Source organism: Pseudomonas sp. AC242, from assembly GCF_979258655.1.
In genome coordinates this window covers 266,791-285,942 of record NZ_OZ409873.1, presented here as the reverse complement: position 1 = coordinate 285,942, position 19,152 = coordinate 266,791, and the positions used below count along the sequence as shown (strand labels likewise).

The window sequence follows — 19,152 nt, the reverse complement described above, 5'->3', positions numbered from 1 at the left end:
CCTGTCAGCGCGCCGGCAACACTTTGCCGCGGCACTCGCCGAAGCCGATCGAAGCAAAACCATCGCGAGCGCAACGAGCGCGCAGAATGATTTCGTCACCGTCCTCGAGGAATTTACGCACCTCGCCAGACGCCAGTTCAATCGGCTTTTTACCGCCCTCGGTGATTTCCAGCAGGCTACCGAACTGACCGCTCTCAGGGCCGGACAAGGTGCCCGAACCGAACAGGTCACCGGCCTGCAACTGGCAGCCGTTGACGCTGTGGTGCGCGACCATTTGCGCGACGGTCCAGTACATGTAACGGGTGTTGCTCAGCGTCAGGCGATGAGCCGGCAGGTTCTGCTCGCGCATGGCTTCGGTGAGCAGCAACACTTCCAGTTCGATGTCGAAGGCACCGCCGTCCTGATCGCGCTTGTCGAACAGGTACGGCAGCGGCTGCGGATCACCTTCAGGACGCTTCGGTTGCGCGGTGCGAAATGGCTCCAGCGCTTCAGCGGTAACCACCCACGGCGAGACGCTGGTGATAAAACTTTTCGACAGGAACGGACCCAGCGGCTGGTATTCCCAAGCCTGGATATCGCGTGCCGACCAATCGTTGAGCAGGCAGAAACCGGCGATGTGATCAGCCGCGTCAGCGATGGCGATCGAATCGCCCATCTCGTTGCCCTGACCGATCCAGATGCCCAGCTCCAGCTCATAGTCCAGGCGTGCGCACGGACCAAACGTCGGCTCGGTCTGACCGGCCGGCAAGGTCTGGCCTTTCGGACGCCGTACGTCAGTGCCCGACGCACGCACGGTGGAGGCACGACCGTGATAACCGATCGGCACGTGCTTGTAGTTCGGCAGCAGCGGGTTATCCGGACGGAACAGTTTGCCGACGTTCTGCGCGTGCTCGATGCCGACGTAGAAGTCGGTGTAATCGCTGATGCGTGCCGGCAGATGCAGCTGGCAATCGGCGGCCAGTGGCAGCAATTTCGCGCCTTGGGCTTCGATGTTGCCACGGTGAGTGCTGCCTTCGCTGAACAGTTCCAGCAGACGCGAACGCAGAGCCACACGTGCCTCGCGACCGAGTTCGAAGAACGCGTTCAACTGGCCGCCGTGCATGGCTTCGACCGCACTGCGCGCGACGCCGTCGAACAGCCCGGCTTCCAGCGCCACTTGCAGATCGAAGATGTGTTCACCAATCGCCACGCCAGCGCGCGGCGCCGCACCGTTGCTGCTGAACACACCCAGCGGCAGGTTCTGCAGCGGGAAATCAGCGTGGCCGTTGGCCGAGGCAACCCAACTGCGGGTAATGGAAGTCTGAGTCATGGGTTATCTCCGGGTCGGGTCGAACGTCGCGGGCAGCGTGGCCCAGCAAGCGTCGTAAGTGGATTGCAGTTGCGGGCAGTCGAGGGCGAAGCGGCTTGGGCGCAGCACCTGGCTGGTCTCGAACATGAAGGCCATGGTGTTGTCGATTTTTGCCGGTTTGAGTTCGGCGTTGATCGCTTTGGTGCAGGTCTCGCCATCCGGGCCGTGGGCGCTCATGCAGCTGTGCAGCGACGCACCGCCGGGCACAAAACCTTCGGCCTTGGCGTCGTATTCGCCCTGGATCAGGCCCATGAATTCGTTCATCAGATTGCGGTGGAACCACGGCGGACGGAAGGTGTTCTCGGCGACCATCCAGCGTGGCGGGAAGATCACGAAGTCGAGGTTGGCCAGACCGTGCACGCTGGTCGGCGAGGTCAGCACGGTGAAGATCGACGGGTCCGGGTGATCGAAGCTGACGGTGCCGATGGTGTTGAAACGGCGCAGATCGTATTTGTACGGCACGTTATTGCCGTGCCAGGCGACCACGTTCAGCGGCGAGTGATTGAGTTCGGTGGCCCATAGCTGGCCGAGGAATTTCTGCACCAGCGTGGTCGGCTGCTGGAGGTTCTCGTAAGCGGCGACCGGGGTGAGGAAGTCGCGCGGATTGGCCAGACCGTTGCTGCCGATCGGCCCCAGATCCGGCAGGCGCAACGGCGCGCCATGGTTCTCGGCGACGTAGCCGCGTGCTTGCGGGTCGAGCAATTCGACACGGAATTTGAGGCCACGCGGCAGCACGGCGATTTCCAGCGGCGCCACTTCCAGCACACCGAGTTCGGTGGCGATGCGCAATCGACCGAGTTGCGGCACCAGCAGCAGTTCGCCGTCGGCGTTGAAGAACACCCGTTCCATCGAACGGTTGGCGACGTAGTTGTAGATGCTGATGCCGGACGGCTTTTCCGCGCCAGCGTTGGCGACCATGCTCACCAGACCGTCGATGAAATCGGTTGGCTCGGCCGGGATCTCCAGCGGATTCCAGCGCAGGCGATTGGGCGTCACTTCGCCCAAAGGACCGCCGGCCAGTTGTCTTTCCAGTTTGACGAAGGCCGGGTGATTGGCCGAAGGCTGAATCCGGTACATCCAAGTGCGCCGCGCTTCACTGCGGGTCATGGTGAACGCGGTGCCGGAGAACAATTCGGTGTAGAGACCGTACGGCGCTTTTTGCGGGGAATTCTGGCCGACGGGTAGCGCGCCGGGCAACGCTTCAGAGCTGAATTCGTTGCCGAAACCGGACTGATACGCCAGCGCCTGAGCGGTTGAATCGAGGTTCATGGAGCCTCCTGAACAGGGAGTCGGCAGTGGCCCATCGCTCTGGCTCAGAGGTTTCGGCACGCCGGGGTTGTTATTATCGTAATTCGATTACGCATAACGTAATTTGCTCGCTATCCAGCGTCAAGCTATAAAGACGCCCATTCGTTTCGGAACCCGGCCGCACCATGGAAAAAACCAGCGACAGCAACGGCAAACAGAAAGTCCGCTCCGCCGAAGTCGGCACCGACATCCTCAAGGCCCTGGCCGAGTTGTCGCCGTCCACTTCGTTGTCGCGTCTGGCCGAACATGTGCAAATGCCGGCGAGCAAGGTTCATCGCTATCTGCAGGCGTTGATCGCCTCAGGATTTGCCGAGCAAAACACCGCGACCAACCATTACGGCCTCGGCCGCGAAGCCTTGCGTGTAGGCCTCGCCGCACTCAACAGTATGGACGTGCTGAAAGTCGCCGCCCTGCCGTTGGCCGAACTGCGCGACGAACTCAACGAAACCTGCTTTCTGGCGGTGTGGGGCAACCAAGGCGCAACCGTTGTGCACATCGAGCCGGCGGTGCGTGCAGTGACGGTGGTGACGCAATTGGGTTCGGTATTGCCGTTGCTCAGTTCATCAACCGGGCTGGTATTCAGCGCTTATCTGCCACATCGCGAAACCGATGATTTGCGCGTTCAGGAGATTGCCGCTGCCGATCATCCGCTGAAGGACGAGAAGACTTACGTATCACTGTGTGAACAGATCCGCGAACGCGGTCTGCATCATGTGCATGGTTTGCTGATGCCGGGTGTGGATGCGTTGTCCGCACCGGTGTTCAACGCTGTCGGCCAGGTCGCCGCCGTGCTGACCATTGTCGGCCCGACCTCACTGTTCCACGCCGACGAAAACGGCCCGGCGGCGCAGCGGTTGCTGGCGGCGACGCGGGCCGTGAGTTGGCGGATGGGTTATGAACGATAAACGCTTTACGCATTGAGCGAGCAGCAAGTGCTCAAAAGCGGTCAATGAACGGTTGTTTTACTCAGTCCGGAACTGGCACTTTCCATCAATGTGTTGAAGAACTCGACCAGCATCTCTTTCAACTCTTCCTGGCCTGTGTAGTAAGTGACCAGCTCCGCGACCGTCCGCGCATCTTCGAACAAACTGAGCAAGGACCGTTGTGCATGGGTGATTTCCTTGACGGGGGCACCCGCAGCTGCGGCCTGGCCCAACGTCATCAGCCCGGTCAGCGCTTCCTGGACATGTCCCAGGGCAGCGCGGTAGTCACCTCGCTTGTCCGACTGTGAGGCGTCGTAGATGCTTTTCATCATCTGCACAGCCACCACGACAGTGCCCACGGGAGGCACCAGCAGGCTCACGATGTTCGCGGCCTTCAACAGGTTGTCATAAATAATACCGGTGATTATTTCATTGAGACTGGTGGTGCGTTCGTCGATATCGCTCAATACACGGCGCACTCGCTCGTCATGGAAAGTGAACAGATCAGGCAATAACGAACGCTGCTGCGTGCGAATGACCGGTTTGTTATCGGCGGTTGCAACCAGATTGTCGAAATAGTCGTTGATCACCTTTTGGTCGACCAGCAATATCCGCTGGCTGTAGTAATTCCTGAACGGGCCGTATCGAAAACGAATCGAAGGAATGAAATCAGCGATGGGCCGGAAGCTGACCAGATCCGGCGCGTCAGGCGTATAGAGCAAATCGAGCAACCCTGAAGACATCTTCAGTCGGAAAATATAAACGCCGCCAACCGTGCGGTCCCAGGCAGCCGTCAAACCCGGCTCGACGATGTTGAACTTATACAATCCGACGTCACCTTCGGCGACGCTATTCACAACTGACTGATAACCGCCACTTTCTTTCAGATTATCGATAGTCCGCTGGATAGCAGAGAAAGACTCTACTGACAGTCTGCCATTGGTAAAGTCGGCAAAAGCATTGCGGTACATTTCACAGCGGATTCTTCGGGCGTGTACCGCGCGCTTGAACGCGTAGTCAGGATGAGCGCTGTTCTGGTATTGCGCTTTCAGCATGGCGGTATATCTGTCGCCGGGACGGAAAGTTTTCGACAGTGAGGACAGGTCTCGGATATCCAGTTTTTCAATGCTGGGATGGCCATTCACCAAATAGTATTTCGGGCTGAATTTCGTTTCGTAGCCCGGATGCACGGCCTCAAAGGCGAGTCCCTCAAGCAAAACGTCAGTAACGCTCTTACGAAACTCTTCGGTTTGAATAATGATCTTGTCGGGATTGACCGAAACCTTGCTGCCACGAGTACGCAAAATGTCTTCTATCTGAGCTTTCACCGAGTCATAAGTGAACTGCTCGAATGTCGGAAAACCATTGTCTCGCGCATCAACTGTAGACAGTGCCTTGAGTTCGGTGGTCAGACGCGAATAGCGCTTGCGGCCTTCGATGCCCAGTGCTCGATAACCAGCCGGAGCAATGGCCTTGTGCAGGGCAACTTCGGCTCGGTAAGCGATATTTACGTAGTCTGCCAACGGAGCCTTGAGATTCAGGCCAAGATCGACCGGCCGGCCATCGAGCGTGTAGCGGTAGTTCAGTTTTGTGGGAGCGCTGCCGAGCAACTTACCTGCTTCGTGCAGGTAGTCTGGATGGATCAGCAATGCAGCGTATTCACGATCTGCGGACAATGCCGACTCCAGCCAGACGTTCGCCGCATAAACATCGGAAAATTTTTGCAGTTCAAATTCACCGCCAGGCGTTTTGACCAACATCAGCGACGGTACATATTCTCTGGCCGAAATGATCAGGACATCTTTCAACGCTGGTACTTGTGATTTGATTCCCAATCCCTGAATAGTCACCGTGGCGTCATTGGCCATGGCTCGCGCGATGATATTCGCATCGGTGGAGTCCAGCTTTCCAGAGTGGCGAGCAACAAAAACTGCAAACGCCATCTGGCTGAAGAGGTAGTTGCGATAAGCCTCTTGGTAACCAACCGAGGGCGAGGATGCAAGGCTGCTGGTAAATTCCAGTCGCAGGTTGCGACTCTCCAACCACTGCTCAAGCGCCACCGTCGTCAGCCGACTTGCGTCGGGAACGCCGATGATAGTCAGGGCGGCTTTATAACCATTGTCATGCAGACCGAAAACGATAAATTCTGTCAGCGTGCGGGTTTCTTCCTGTTCGATAGTACGTCCGGCAACTTGCAGAGTATACGAGCTATGGACACTTATCGCTTCTGGATCCAGGTGCTCACCGAGAACCCTGTCCGCCCATTCAGCGAACGTACGCACCACATAATCCTTAAACGAAAAACACGCATCGAACGCGCTTGAAAACGCAGCCTGGTATTGATCCTTGGATTCTTCAAGCTCGTTATATCGTTGTTGAATATCGCTACCAGCGCCATGGAGCCAAACCGGCCAGTCGGTGCGTTTCAACGCAGTCCGAAGCAGATAGAAGCGGGTGTTGATACCGTAGCGCAGAACATGCAGGCCTTGATTGTCCTGCAACACCGAGGTAAGCGGATTTTCCAGTTGTTCCCGACCACTGAACAAGGATGACACGCTTTCAAGCTGGCCTTTGAGATGAGTCTCTACACAAAAGGCGTGAGGACTTCGCGTACCCTTCAGGTATCTGATCTGGTCACTACCCAAGGACAATCGCTGCTGAAGTTTGCTGTGCAAATCGGTATTTTTTTCAAAAAACTCAAAGCCGTATTCCGGCGTGTGCACGAGATAGGACGTCGACTCGTTGAGCAGCGGCATTTCTGCATCCGGACGCTCGGCGTTGTCCAGAACGAAACAGGGCTGACGCGACAGAAGGTAATCCTGCGTCGGGCGCAGGTTGACTTCAAACGCTGCGCGACCGGAGTCTGCGTCAAGAAGATGAGCGAATCTCTCACCCAACAGGGCATCAAAATTGTTGGCCATGACCGACAGGGACAGCTCTGCACTCGTGACCACGGCGTACGCTTCGATGAAAGTCTGCTTATTCGACAGAGGTGCAGTGTCCGGGCGAATGGTTTTCGCTGGCGCCGCCCAGAACTTTGCGATCTCGGTTCGCAACGTTTTTTCCAGTCCTGCAGCTACAGCCGCGATCAGATCCTCGACAATAAACGTATTCAGAACATTGACTTTGAATTGCTCACTGAACGTGTCCGGCAGAAAAAACACACCATCGCCGCCCACTATGTAAGCGGGGCTGACGTTGTTATCCAGACAATGAACAGTGACGTCCCAAAGAGTGCCCGAAGGCCGGTTTTCATTGGCGGGAAAAGCAGGATCCGTATTGATATAGACTTTGTCGATATCGACCGTTTTACCCAAGCGCTTTAACTCACTCCCAAGCAAGTTGCGAAGAATATCCAGCACGCTTGGCATGGCGTCGATGATCTTGAATAGACCTGCTTTTGCCTGGCTGGCCTTTTTCCACTCTTCAGCCCACGTAACTTGCTCACCCAACGAACCACGCATCAAACTTTTAAATAACTTGGCCACAACACTTCCTTACTTGACTATTCAGAGCTGCGAGTGCAGCTATGCAGAGGGTCGCAAGGTAGTTTCTTTTTCAATCAACATGAAGTTCGAACAATTTACAAAACATGCCAACAAACAACCAAAATCATTTTCACCAGCAAAAAAAATTAAAACACTAAGCCAATATCCCCATCAACTTTGCTTTCGCCACCGCCTGAGTTCTGCGCTCCACCCCCAACTTCCCATTAATTCGTCTCGCATGTGTTTTTACTGTATGTAACGAAATAAAAAGTTGTTCTGCAACTTGCTGATTCGAAGCACCTTGAGCAATCAACATCAGCACTTCGCGCTCACGCCGACTGAGGCCCGACGCCAGATCAGGGTTATCGCATTGCCTGGCAGGAATCTGCTTGGCAGACACTGTTCCGAGACTGCCCCGGCGTAATTCCCACTCCCGCATGGCATGCTGCAATTGACAGCGCTCCACCAGCATTCCGGCGCGCTGGAAAGCTTGCTGCGCTGCCTCTGTGTCACCGTTCGATTCGGCCAACTGGGCGAAGGCCAGCAGCAACTCCGTTTCCGCCGTCAACATGCCTCTGGCCTGCGCCTGATTGAGCAATCGTTCAATGGTTGGCAGACAGCTTTCATCCGGATTCAACTGCGTATGCGCGCAGGCCAGCAGGTATTCAATGCGGATAATCAGCTCGAAAGTGGCGGGCGGCGCCTGGAGTGCAGAGGGTCCACGGTAATGCCTTAACAGCCGGCCCAACGCCTCTTGCACCAATTGCGGTCGCCCCTGCTGCAACCAGAACTGGCTGCTGACCTGAAGCACGACACCGCGATAGACCGTATTGGGAATCTGCCGCTGCTGCATGACCCTTTCGGCCTCGCGCAGGCGCTCGAAAGCGCAGGCATAATCGCCTCGATTGCCGGCCAGTTGAGCCTGCCCGAGGTAGCCATACAAGACCCGCTTGTCTTCACTGCGCAAACAATCTTCAAGGCCTCGGCTGAACAGATCCGCAGCCCGCTCTTCCAGACCCATGCACAGCGCCAGCCGACCTCGTCGCAGGGCAATTCGGCCCAGCAGCGGCGTGGGCACCAGGGTGCGCTGACGCAGCAAATGCTCAATGTCCACCAGCAGACTTTCGGCACGCGCGGGCGCTCCTCGCTGCTCGAGCCATTGCGCATGATCAAGCTCCAGCAACCCTTCGAACAACAGGGAGCCATGCGCGCGCGCCAGGCACAGCGCCTCGCGGTTGAGAGCATGGGCCTGATCGAGTTCACCGCACAGTAACGCCTGCTGCGTCAGTCCCGACAGACACATCAGACGGGCTTGCCAGGCATCGTCGGTCAACGCTGACAATGCCTCCTGAAAACAGGCGCGCGCCGGCTCCATTTGCCCCTGCAAGTGGCAGAGCCAACCTTGTTGCGCCTGCCAACGTGCCAGCAGTTGCTGCTCCAGATGCTTCGTCGGCTGCGGCATGAAGCGGACGAGATGAGCCATGCATTGCGCGGCCTGTTCGAATCGGCCGGCGAACAGCAATGCCCCCGTGACCAGCCCGATCAATTGCGGTGTCATCAAGGTCAGCTCGCAACTTTGCTGCTCATGCAAGCGCAACAGCAGGACGACCGTCTGGTCTTCCAGCAGATCCTCGAAGCTCAAATGCTGCAACAGGCTTACGGCCGTTTCGTACTCTTCGGCCAACAACGCTTGCTCGAACGCTGCTCGCCAATCCTGCACCGCAGTGAACCACTGACAGGCGCGCCGATGCCACGAACGCGCACACGGCCAATGCGACTCCTGCATGATTCGCGACAGCGGGCGAAAAACCTGCAGCCAATCGACGGACTCCTGCCAAGGCTCGATAAAGCAGCCCAGCACTTGCAGGTCATGCAACAGCTGTGCGCCTTCGCCGGGGCCGAACAAATGCTCGCATAATGGCGCGTTGAACCGCGGCAATTGGGCCAGAACACGCCATGCCTCATCCTGCTCTGGCGTCAGGTTGCTGAAGAGTTCGTGCTGCAGATAATCGAGCAGGGTGTCGACACGCTGTTGTGGCTGCAGCTTTTGCGACCAGTCGCACTTTTGCAGGAGCGCCATGCGCGCACCCGCGCACCAACCGCCGGTACGCTGGATGATACCGGCGGCGACACGGTCCGCCTGGTCTGGCGGCAAATGGCGCAACACCGGTACAAGCTCATCGTGGGTCAGTGCCAGGCTGGCGCGCTCGGATTCGTAGAGTTCGTCATCGAGCAACAGGCGCGGCCAGTTGCACTGTGGCCGGCGGCGAGTGCTGATCCACCAGGTGAGCGCCGGGCTGCTGACCGCCAACAAGCGATCCAGTAAAGCATCCAGAGCCGGATCCGGCAGACGGCTGTAATCGTCGATAAACAGCGAAGTTGTCCTGGACCAACGTGCCAGCTCCGCCATCAGTTGCGCAACGTCAAGGTCCTCGACCAGCCCGAGCACCTGAGTCAGACGCAGGCAAAACTCCTCGCAGCTGAGCGCTGCTCCCGCCAGCGGCAGCCAAATCGTCTCGCAGTCTGCACGCACCTGCAGAAGACATTCGCTGAGCAGTGCGGTTTTGCCACTGCCAGCGGGTGCGCACAACAGCCTGACCCGCGCGTTCGAAGCCAGAAGAGGCGCACTCAAGCGAGGGCGAGGCTGATGATGTGAAGAAAGTCTGGGCAGAAATCCGGGTCGATCCAGGCACGGGGTCATGGCGGTCATCGGGTGAGCCTTCTTATCGTTGTGCGCTCACCCTAGCCCTCTCCCGTGCGCTTGTTGACGAGTATTCAGCACGCTGATTGACGACCATAAAAAAGGCGACCATGCGGTCGCCTTTTGCGCTGCCGATGTATCAGAACCGTTACCGCACGCCCTCTGCACGCAAGGCCGATGGCGTGTAGTCAGCTGCCTTGGCTTCGAAGCCGAACTCGAAACTGTGCTTCTCTTCGTTCTTCATTCCCAGGGCAATGTAGCGACCGGCGATGATGTCGTAGAGCGCTTCGAGGGTATAGGCCTGCGCCTGGTGATCGTAGTAGTACTGAGCATGCCCTTCGGCGACACGCCACAGTTGCCCGCGACCGTCGTAGTGATCGGCGAGCGCCACCTGCCAGCTGTCCTCGTCGATGTACATGTGGCGCTTGGCGTAGATGTGCCGCTCGCTCGGTTTCACCGTGCCGATCACTTCCCAGACGCGGTGCAGTTCATAGCGGGTAAGGTCCTGATTGATGTGGCCAGCCTTGACGATGTCGTCGTATTTCAGGCTCGGCGAATCGAGTTTGTAGCTGTTGTAAGGAATGTACATTTCCTTTTTGCCGACCAGTTTCCAGTCATAGCGATCCGGTGCGCCGGAGAACATGTCGAAGTTATCCGACGTGCGCAGACCATCGGCGGCGGTACCCGGGCCGTCATAGGCCACTTGCGGCGCACGACGCACCCGGCGCTGGCCGGCGTTGTAGATCCAGGCCAGACGCGGCTCTTTCACCTGATCGAGCGTTTCATGCACCAGCAGCACGTTACCGGCCAGCCGCGCCGGCGCGGTCACCGACTGTTTGAAAAAGGTCAGCACGTTGGCGGCTTTTTCCGGATCGAGATCCTTCATCAGTTGCGGCACGGCGATCTCTTCTTCAAAGCGGATCGGCGTGTAGCTGCCGTTAGTCTGCGGCGTCACCTGGGTGATGATGCGCCGCAGGTTACCGCCGTGATATCGGGTGATGTGGTTCCACAACACCTCCACACCGTTCTTCGGAATCGGGAATGCGTAGTAGCGGTTGCCTGTGAAGTTGGCCAGGCCATTACCATCGTTGATACTGGTGACATTCAGCGCGCTGCGTTTGGCCGACTCATAGATCTCCGCTGGCACGGCGACGGTGCGATGGGTCGGGTAAACCGGGATTTTGTAGGTTTCGGGGTAACGTTTGAACATCGCCACCTGACCGTCGGACAGCTTGTCCTTGTACTTGTCGACGTTGGCCGCGGTGATCGTGAACAGCGGTTTCTCGTTGGCGAACGGGTCGGCGAGGAAGCCTTTGCTGTCCACCGCACCGGCGTTTTTCGGGATGCCACCGGTCCATGCCGGAATCGAACCGTCAGCGTTGCCAGCCTTCTCGGCGCCGAGTGGCGTCAGGCTGGTGCCAAGTTTGTTGGCTTCATCCGGCGACACCGCCGCCATCACATTGGCCGCCAGCAGACTCAGCGCCAGCACACCACATTGCAGAATCGTTTTGCGCATTGCAGTCATCCTTCTCGGGCAGATCAGAAGTTCACGCCGAAGCTCAGAGCCACGAAGTCACGGTCTTCGAGGACGTTGTAATCGCCACCGAAAAAGTCGGTGTAACTGAGGCTCGCGGTGTAGGTGTTGCGGTAGTCGGCATCGACGCCGACGCTGATCGCTTTCGCGCCTTCGTTGAACAGGCCGTTGGGGCCGTAACCGGCGACGTCATGCGACCACGACAGGTTGGGTTTGAGGTTGATACCGCCGATCACGTTGGCGTAATCGAGGATCGCCCGGGCGCGGTAACCCCACGAGGTCGAGGTGACGAAACCGTCGGTGTCGCCACCAAAACCGTACTGCCCGTAAACCGAATCACGGCCATAACGCAGCTTGTCGCGTGACTCCAGTCCGCCGACCCGCACCACAGCGGCTTCACCGACCAGGGTCAAGCGCTGAGCGCCCCAGACCTGATCGAAGAAGTGTGTGAGGGTGCTCTGGATTTGCGTGACTTCTTTGCGCCGATAGCCTTTGTTGTCCGCTCCCGGTGACGTCGCAAGTGGAGACGCCGTGCCACCCGCAATCGGGTTGAGCAGCGCCAGTGTCAGGTCGTTGGTGTTGACCTGCACCGGAGCGTTCGGACGGTAGCTGATCTCGCCGGTCCACGCGGTACCGGTGGGCAATGTGGTGGAGAAACTCGCGCCGTAGAGGCGAATGTCTTCCGGGTATTCAAGGTAATACCCACCGCGTCCGAGCATCACGCTCTGCGCCAGTCCGGAACCGCTGCCGGGTGCCAGGCCATTGGCGATCCCGACCATACCCGGCAATGCCGCCAGCGTCGACAGGCCGGCCGTGGTGGTGCCGACGGTCGGCGTACGACTGTGGTAGTTCATGAAATAGAGACCGTACTCGGTGTCGTCGCCGAGCCAGCGCAACGCCGTCCCCCACTGCCCGGAATCCCGCGCATCACGGTCACCACCACGAGGAATCACCACACCCTCACGGGTCACCTGAATCCCTTGGCCAAAGGCCTGGGTCAGCGGCACAAACGGCGCGATCGCCGGGTTGCCGACGGTGTAGCCGTTGTTGCAACCGTCCGCCGCCACATCGACACCGAAGAAGGTGCCGCAGTTGTCGAGAACGGTCTGGTCCCATTCCAGTTGGTAGAAGCCTTCAACGGTCAGTTGATCGGTCAGGCCTTGCGAGCCAAACAACATGTTGACCGGAATCAGGCCTTCCTTGATCTCCGCACCGGGACGACGAAACGCTGAAACGTCGATCGGGTTGATGCTGTTGATCGAGTTGCCGATGAAGGTACTTTCGCCCCAACTCACCACCTGTTTGCCCGCGCGCACGGTGCCCGGCAGGTCGGCGATGGAATAGTTGTGATAGACGAACGCATCAAGAATCTGCGCGCCGGAGGACTTCGCACCTTCCTTGCGTCCGCTGTCGCTGATCGGCTTGAACTCGCGGTCTTCGTCCTTCAGCTCAAAGTCATACCAGTATTTGCCACGCACGAAGACACCAGTGTCGCCGTACTTGAGTTCAAGGTCGTGAATACCTTTGAAGATCTTCGAGAAGGTCTCACCCTTCTTGAAATTCAAACGCCCGTCATCACCGGTCGAGGATTGCCCGGTCCCGCCATTGACCGTGCCGACCAGCGACTTGTCGGCATCGCGCATGCCCCAGCTCGCACCGATCGACAGCGACGAGTCGAAGGTGCCCTCGATCTCGCCAATGTTGAACGCAACCGCTTGCGCCTGGGCGCAGCAACCCAGAGCTACCGCGGCTGCCAGCGCCTGCGGTGTGAAGATGGCGCGCATTGTTGTTTTTGTCATGCGTCTTCCCCGGTGAGTGACAGAAGGCCCCACCCTACTGCCGGGCACCCGCGTCGATAAGCGCACCAAGGAGGTATTCGTGTTGTCGCTCGAAAGAATGAATGGCCTTGAACGACGGAGCTTTGCGCCGTTCATGGATCGGCTGGATGGAAGATCATCAGTGCCGCGCATGGTGCACATCAGCACATGGGACTGTTACGTGCCCCGCAACAGTGCATGTCCGGAATCGGTATTTTTCCTACGTGTTCAACACCTTATTCTGAACGCGCTTTCACGGGACACGCCGCAAAGCACGAAGCACTGGCCTTTGAGCGACTCAGGCCATTGCTGACAGATTTCAGATGAATCGAAGACTTCGGTTTATCGCCCCGGTGTTCACTGACGTTGATTTGTAGCTCCTTGATCCAACGTCTTACCTTGGCCGCTGCGTTTGCAGCGGCCTTTTTTATGGGCGTTGAAAACGTATTCCCTACTGCCTGCAAACACTTTCCGAGAACAACGTAGGACCTTTCCTGCGGCGCAGAAGAATTCTCCCTACTTTGTTATTAGCCTGCGAAACCCCTCTCGAAACAACGCCCTGTTACTTACGGGTTTCTCAGATTTTGTAACCGCAAGTCTGATGTAACTTGAAACACCTCAACCCCTCGCTGGTGACACGGACGTCACTATCGGCCGCGCTAACTTGCCAGCGAGCTATCACGCACATTCAAAAGGACATGAATATGCAAAGACCTCCATTCTTAGAACTGGATGAAACACGTATCGAGGCACCCGCCCCCGATAATTACGAGCCATTCAAAGAAAGCAATGTGGGTTACACCTACAGTGGAACGTTCGGACCTGCCGGCGCCAATGCGCAAACCCGCCAATTGATGTTCGAGACGCAAACCACCGTTGAACAAGAGTTCAACGCAAAATCCGTCTCAATACCTCAGTCCATCGAAGTGGAACTGGCGGCAATCAGACTGGAAGGCCCGACAAATCCTCTTCCGCCCGCTGCTGCACTGGCCCGCGAAGTGGGCGTCAGGAATACGCTGATTCACCGTAAGAGCGCAGAGTTTCAGAGGCAGACCGCGATCGCAAACCGCTTTTTTGGCAGCGACCCGCTGGGGAAAACCTTCCAGGATTACCTGAATCAGGCCTCCGCTATCCGCCGAATCAGCGGCGCGGGGGCGAGGAGTAGAGCGTTGTGGAGCGAGTCCTTCCGAGCGGCTCACGAAGCGCGTTTGCTTGGCCAGACACTGGCGCTTCTCAACCAGCAACAGGCCGACGTACTCAATTGGCTGGCCACCGTGCAGGCTCAGGATCAAGCTCAGGCGGCAGCGGCTGAGGCCCAGCGTTTGGCTGCAGAACACGCACGGATTGCCGCAGAACAGCAACGTCAAAGAGAAATTGCTGAAGCTGCACGTCAAGAGCAGGAGCAAATTCGTGCCCGTGAACAGGCGCGACTTGCCACGCTGGCGAAAAAGCAGGATCTGGATGCATACCTGGCAAAATACTCCGCCCAGTTGGCACGCATTCTTGCTGAAATGAGAGCTGAAGCTCAGGAACAAGCGCGAATCGCGGCATTGAAGAGCGCTTTAGCCGAAGCACAAGCAAAAGCTGAAGCAGCCGCACAGGCGTTTGCTGCCGAGCAGGCTCGTCTTCAAGCGCAAATGGAGCAGCGTGTAGAAGCGAACCAGCAGGAAGGTCATTCAGCAGAGATCCAGCATGTATATCCGGCTTCAGGAGCCGTGGCTTCAACTAGTCCGGTTTTGTCTTTTGCCTCCAAAACCATTCGTCTTCCTCCGGCATCGTCGTCCGGGATTCTCAGCGCAATGCGCACAGGATTACTGGCCGTGAGGGCGGCAGGCGCTGCGCTGATGAGCGGTCCGGTGCTGGTAGGTTTCGCGGCACTGTTAATGCCATCACGCTTGGGCAACGGCGAACGCTTTTCCATGAGCGTTCCACTTGCGGAGTTGTCGCCGGAGTCTCCTCAGACATTGCGCGAAATAGCGGATCGGCAAGGCACATTAGAGCTGCCCGTGGGATTGGGCGTAAGGCGGGTCGGGGCTGGCGCGGAAATCTTCGTCGCCACAAGCGATGACTTCCATATCCGCTCGAGTGTGCTGGTTCTGAATGCGGCCTATGACTTGCTGAATGATGTTTATGAAGTAGCGCTACCAGATTCGCCGACGGACTTTCTGACCTGGACACCCGCTATCTCGCCGGGTGACAGCTCGACTGAATCGCCCGCGGTTGATGCGGATTATCCAGCGTATTCAGGCGTTCCAATTGTTCCGATTGAAGGACGACTGGATCTACATCCCGTGCTGATTGAGGGCTGGGAACGATTTATCATCGTCTTTCCCGATGACTCAGGGATTGCTCCGCTTTATGTGGTGTTCAGCAGTCCTTATGCGGGGGCAACCACCAAGGGTGAATACAGTGGCCGCGATTTCAATCCAGAGCAGGCTGGTGGGCCAATACTTGACCTGGATTGGCGAACGGCTGTAATCACTCAAGCCGGAATTGATGCTGTGAAACTGCATATCGCGAGGCTTGACCAATCAGATGCCAACGAAATCATGATTCAACGCTTGGAAAAAATTCTAAGCGGGCACTGGGAGTTCACCGATACGGATTTACGCTATTACACTCATGAAGTACGCGAACTCGAGAGGTTTCGCGCGCTGGGACTGGGTGACGATTTCAAGCCAGACAGAGAGTCGCCTCTTTGGAACAATGCGCATACGGCCACGCTAGAAGATTTCAAGCTTCGCGACGATGAGTCTTTGCTCTATTCCCAAGACGCCATTGCCGCTGCAGACAAACAAGATGAACTGTTTTTCAAGAATCTGTTGAAAGGAGGTAAGCAATGAGCATCGTCGAGCAAATAGTAAAAAATGAATCTGTAGAAGATGTACTAACCGTGTTCGCACTCGGCTCCGCCATACCTTCCCTAGACAGAATGTTTGGGCGCTACAGGTACGAAGTTATTGCAAGCGGCGAACTTCTTGAAACCTATGCACGACTCTTCGAGCAAGGCGTTTTGGCCAATGGCAGCGGACCAGTTGCCGTCAAAGGGCCTAACTGGCGAGCGCCTAGGTTTATGACTGACAACACGTATTCTTAAGTAGCAATGCAGGCCACCAAGCCCAAGCTTGGTGGCCTCGTCACTTAAAGCGAATACTTCTGCAAATTCGCCATCATTTCCTTCAGCGCCTCAATATTGTCCTTCGGATGCGCCGCGCCTTCGAAATCGCAAATCTGCTGCCAGTGCGCCGCGACATCCTCCGGCGAGAAGCCCACTCGTGGATCAAACCCTGCACCGAGGCTGCGCTCCCAGCGTACCTTGCCCATCCAGCCGCCACCGACCTCAAACAGTCCGGAGGTTTCCTGGCATTGCTCGCTGGCCAGATACACCACCAACGGGCTGACCAGCTCCGGTTTGAGTTGCTCGAACACTTGCGGCGGAATGAGGCCCTCGGTCATGCGCGTGCCGCCGGTAGGCGCGATGGCGTTGACGAGGATGTTGTTCTTGCGACCTTCTATGGCCAAGGTGCGGGTCAGACCGTAAAGGCCCAGCTTGGCCATGCCGTAGTTGGACTGGCCGAAGTTGCCGTAGATGCCTGAGGTCGAGGCGGTGAAGATCACCCGGCCGTAGTTTTGCTCGCGCAGGTGCGGCCACGCGGCGCGGGTAACTTTGTAGGCGCCTTCGACGTGGACGCGGTAAACCAGATCCCAGTCGGCGTCGTCCATTTTGTGGAAGGTCTTGTCGCGCAGGATTCCGGCGTTGTTGACGACGACATCGACCCGGCCGAAGACGTCGAGGGCGTTTTGTACCAGTTTGTCGCCGTCGGTGACCGAGTCGTGGTTGGCTTCGGCGATACCGCCAGCCCCACGAATTTCCGCAACCACGCGATCAGCGGCGGAGGCATTGGCGCCTTCGCCCTGAGTCGAGCCGCCAAGATCATTGACCAGCACTTTGGCGCCCTGTTTGGCAAACAACAATGCGTGGGCGCGTCCGAGGCCGCCACCGGCTCCGGTGACGATGACGACTTTATCTTCGAAACGCACAGACTCATTCATCGCAGCAACTCCAGCAGGCCAGTATTGATCCTGAGTGTCAGGCACAGGGCTTTGGGTCACAACGAACACGGCTGAGGCTGAATGGTGCGCGATAAGGTTGGGGGATGATGAAGGCGTCAAAAGATCAAAAGATCGCAGCCTGCGGCAGCGCCTACATTGAATTTGTGTAGGCGCTGCCGCAGGCTGCGATCTTTTAACCTTTCAGGAGCAGGCCACTTTGCGCGGCGGCAGCACAAAACGATCGCGAAACGCCAGATAGTGCTTGAGCACCTGCACCGGCGCCTCGGTCTGGGGATAGTGACCGATCCCCGGCAACAGTACCGTGTCCGCGTCCGGGATCAACTCGCGATAGCGCTCGACCATGTGCGCCCCGGAAATCGGATCGACTTCGCCATCGATCACCCGCAGGGGGATTTCGCCACGCTGCATCGCGCTCACCCAACGATCACGCTGCACCCGGCGCTCGGGAATGTAGCTGATCAATTTGTGCATGATCCGTGGCCCGCGATTGCTGTCGACCAGGCTCCAGAAATCGTCCAGCTCGCTTTCGCTCGGCCGGGTTTGCGGGCCGAAGATCTGCCGGAAGCTTTTCACCAGAGCATCGCGAGTGAACGCACGACCGATCATCCAGCCCAACGGGCTGAGCAGCAGTTTCTGCATCAGCACCGGGCGATGGGTTTCCGGAAACAATCCTCCGTTGAGAAACACGCAACTGGCGATCTCGATCTTGTCTTCGTAGTGTCGGGCAAGCAGTTCTTGCGCAACGCTGTCACCGTAATCATGCGCCAGCACATGCACCGGTTGTTCGACCTGCAAATGCGCGAGCAAGGCCTGTTGCAGGTCAGCCTGTTCCAGCAGGCTGTAGGTGTGATTGAGCGGTTTGGCCGAATCGCCAAAACCGAGCATGTCGCAGGCAATCACCCGATAACGCTGGGCAAGTGGCTGCCACAGGTAGTGCCAATCCCAACTGGCGGTCGGAAAACCGTGGATCAACAACAGCGGCTCACCCTGCCCGGCCGTCCAGTAGCGAATCGGCTGGCCACGAAAGACAAACGTCTGGCTGCGTTTACGCCAGACACACAGAGGAATCTCGGCAAGAGGCATTAGAGTTTATATCCGGGGTCTTGTTTATCGAGTTTGCGCAGCAACGCCGGCCAGGCCAGCGCGCCACCCATGCCTTGAGCACTTTTGGTGACGCCAGCGATCATCGCTTTGGCGCCTGCCAGAATCTGCGGTTCGATAGCGATGAGTTCCGCGCCACCGGTTTGCGCCATGACCTGAATGTCGCACGCGCGCTGGAAGGTAAACATCATCAGAAAGGTATCGGCGATGGTGCCGCCACAGGTCAGCAGACCGTGGTTGTGCAGCATCAGGAAATTGTTCTCGCCCAGATCCGCCTGAAGGCGCGCCTTCTCTTCATGGTTCAGCGCCACGCCTTCATAGGCGTGATACGCCAGGCTTGACAGCACGAACAGCGACTGCTGGCTGATTGGCAACACGCCCTGCTTTTGCGCCGATACCGCGACACCTGAGGCGGTGTGCGTATGCAGCACGCAAACCACATCGTGCCGCACTTCGTGCACGGCGCTGTGGATGGTGTAGCCGGCGGGGTTGATCTCGTAAGGGCTGTCCATGAGTTTGTTGCCGGCCTGATCGACTTTCACCAGGCTCGACGCGGTGATCTCATGGAACATCAGACCGAACGGGTTGATCAGGAAATCTTCGGTGCCCGGCACCTTGGCGGAAATATGCGTGAAGATCAGATCGTCCCAGCCATGGGCGGCGACCAGACGATAACAAGCGGCGAGATCGACTCGGGTCTGCCATTCCGCAGCACTGACCTGGTCTTTGACATTAAGGGACGATTGGACGGGGGCTACGCTCACTGTATGCACCTCTGCGTTCTTATTGTTCTGCACGTGTCAGCAGTCTAGTCAGGCGCAGAGCATCGCGTAGTTGCATTAGCAGCCAGCTTGATGA

12 protein-coding genes are annotated in these 19,152 nt (G+C 57.7%); 3 read left to right on the top strand and 9 right to left on the bottom strand.

Annotated features, from left to right (window positions below):
- Nucleotides 1–4: 4 nt before the first annotated feature.
- A complete protein-coding gene (gene fahA / locus ACZZ0A_RS01210) occupies nt 5–1,309 on the bottom strand; it encodes a fumarylacetoacetase (RefSeq protein WP_447783680.1) in 1,305 nt (434 codons plus the stop codon).
- A 3-nt stretch (nt 1,310–1,312) separates the two neighbouring features.
- Entirely contained in the window at nt 1,313–2,617 is a 1,305-nt protein-coding gene (gene hmgA, locus ACZZ0A_RS01205) for a homogentisate 1,2-dioxygenase (protein ID WP_007914207.1), read from the bottom strand.
- Between the two features lie 164 nt (nt 2,618–2,781).
- Here hmgA and ACZZ0A_RS01200 point away from each other — a divergent pair, with 164 nt between their 5' ends.
- On the top strand, nt 2,782–3,561 hold the full coding sequence (locus ACZZ0A_RS01200) for an IclR family transcriptional regulator (RefSeq protein WP_007914208.1): 780 nt from the start codon (nt 2,782–2,784) through the stop codon (nt 3,559–3,561).
- A gap of 41 nt (nt 3,562–3,602) precedes the next feature.
- On the opposite strand, the gene ACZZ0A_RS01195 is transcribed toward ACZZ0A_RS01200, so the two are convergent.
- From ACZZ0A_RS01195 to ACZZ0A_RS01180, 4 genes are all read right to left on the bottom strand, one after another.
- The gene (locus ACZZ0A_RS01195; protein WP_463542410.1) at nt 3,603–7,067 is read right to left on the bottom strand and encodes a dermonecrotic toxin domain-containing protein; all 3,465 of its coding nucleotides are present in this window, start codon (nt 7,065–7,067) and stop codon (nt 3,603–3,605) included.
- Nucleotides 7,068–7,221: 154 nt separating this feature from the next.
- Nucleotides 7,222–9,777, bottom strand: a complete 2,556-nt coding sequence (locus ACZZ0A_RS01190; protein WP_463542409.1) for a LuxR C-terminal-related transcriptional regulator — start codon at nt 9,775–9,777, stop codon at nt 7,222–7,224.
- Nucleotides 9,778–9,916: 139 nt separating this feature from the next.
- Nucleotides 9,917–11,284, bottom strand: a complete 1,368-nt coding sequence (locus tag ACZZ0A_RS01185) for a DUF1329 domain-containing protein (RefSeq protein ID WP_007914212.1) — start codon at nt 11,282–11,284, stop codon at nt 9,917–9,919.
- A 23-nt stretch (nt 11,285–11,307) separates the two neighbouring features.
- Nucleotides 11,308–13,101, bottom strand: a complete 1,794-nt coding sequence (locus tag ACZZ0A_RS01180) for a DUF1302 domain-containing protein (protein WP_123375740.1) — start codon at nt 13,099–13,101, stop codon at nt 11,308–11,310.
- Between the two features lie 722 nt (nt 13,102–13,823).
- Between ACZZ0A_RS01180 and ACZZ0A_RS01175 the strand changes: the two genes are divergently transcribed.
- Together ACZZ0A_RS01175 and ACZZ0A_RS01170 are read left to right on the top strand one after the other, a co-directional pair.
- Nucleotides 13,824–15,962, top strand: a complete 2,139-nt coding sequence (locus ACZZ0A_RS01175) for an S-type pyocin domain-containing protein (protein WP_463542408.1) — start codon at nt 13,824–13,826, stop codon at nt 15,960–15,962.
- A complete protein-coding gene (locus ACZZ0A_RS01170) occupies nt 15,959–16,216 on the top strand; it encodes a hypothetical protein (RefSeq protein WP_016987012.1) in 258 nt (85 codons plus the stop codon). The genes ACZZ0A_RS01175 and ACZZ0A_RS01170 overlap by 4 nt, the downstream gene beginning before the upstream one ends.
- 44 nt (nt 16,217–16,260) lie before the next feature.
- Here the strand turns inward: ACZZ0A_RS01170 and ACZZ0A_RS01165 are convergent, their stop codons facing one another.
- The 3 genes from ACZZ0A_RS01165 to ACZZ0A_RS01155 form a co-directional block, all read right to left on the bottom strand.
- Nucleotides 16,261–17,172, bottom strand: a complete 912-nt coding sequence (locus ACZZ0A_RS01165) for an SDR family oxidoreductase (RefSeq protein ID WP_095112658.1) — start codon at nt 17,170–17,172, stop codon at nt 16,261–16,263.
- 201 nt (nt 17,173–17,373) lie between these two features.
- Complete coding sequence (locus ACZZ0A_RS01160) at nt 17,374–18,276, bottom strand: alpha/beta fold hydrolase (RefSeq protein WP_463542407.1); 903 nt, start codon at nt 18,274–18,276, stop codon at nt 17,374–17,376.
- Complete coding sequence (locus ACZZ0A_RS01155; protein ID WP_007950070.1) at nt 18,276–19,058, bottom strand: class II aldolase/adducin family protein; 783 nt, start codon at nt 19,056–19,058, stop codon at nt 18,276–18,278. Before ACZZ0A_RS01155 ends, ACZZ0A_RS01160 begins: the two co-directional genes overlap by 1 nt.
- Nucleotides 19,059–19,152 lie beyond the last annotated feature (94 nt).

What these genes read in the sequence shown, in the direction of transcription:
- ACZZ0A_RS01160 (WP_463542407.1), bottom strand. Translation starts at nt 18,276, where the DNA reads ATGCCTCTTGCCGAGATTCCTCTGTGTGTCTGGCGTAAACGCAGCCAG.
- ACZZ0A_RS01175 (WP_463542408.1), top strand. Translation starts at nt 13,824, where the DNA reads ATGCAAAGACCTCCATTCTTAGAACTGGATGAAACACGTATCGAGGCA.
- ACZZ0A_RS01165 (WP_095112658.1), bottom strand. Translation starts at nt 17,172, where the DNA reads ATGAATGAGTCTGTGCGTTTCGAAGATAAAGTCGTCATCGTCACCGGA.
- ACZZ0A_RS01185 (WP_007914212.1), bottom strand. Translation starts at nt 11,284, where the DNA reads ATGCGCAAAACGATTCTGCAATGTGGTGTGCTGGCGCTGAGTCTGCTG.
- ACZZ0A_RS01180 (WP_123375740.1), bottom strand. Translation starts at nt 13,101, where the DNA reads ATGACAAAAACAACAATGCGCGCCATCTTCACACCGCAGGCGCTGGCA.
- fahA (WP_447783680.1), bottom strand. Translation starts at nt 1,309, where the DNA reads ATGACTCAGACTTCCATTACCCGCAGTTGGGTTGCCTCGGCCAACGGC.
- hmgA (WP_007914207.1), bottom strand. Translation starts at nt 2,617, where the DNA reads ATGAACCTCGATTCAACCGCTCAGGCGCTGGCGTATCAGTCCGGTTTC.
- ACZZ0A_RS01200 (WP_007914208.1), top strand. Translation starts at nt 2,782, where the DNA reads ATGGAAAAAACCAGCGACAGCAACGGCAAACAGAAAGTCCGCTCCGCC.
- ACZZ0A_RS01190 (WP_463542409.1), bottom strand. Translation starts at nt 9,777, where the DNA reads ATGACCGCCATGACCCCGTGCCTGGATCGACCCGGATTTCTGCCCAGA.
- ACZZ0A_RS01170 (WP_016987012.1), top strand. Translation starts at nt 15,959, where the DNA reads ATGAGCATCGTCGAGCAAATAGTAAAAAATGAATCTGTAGAAGATGTA.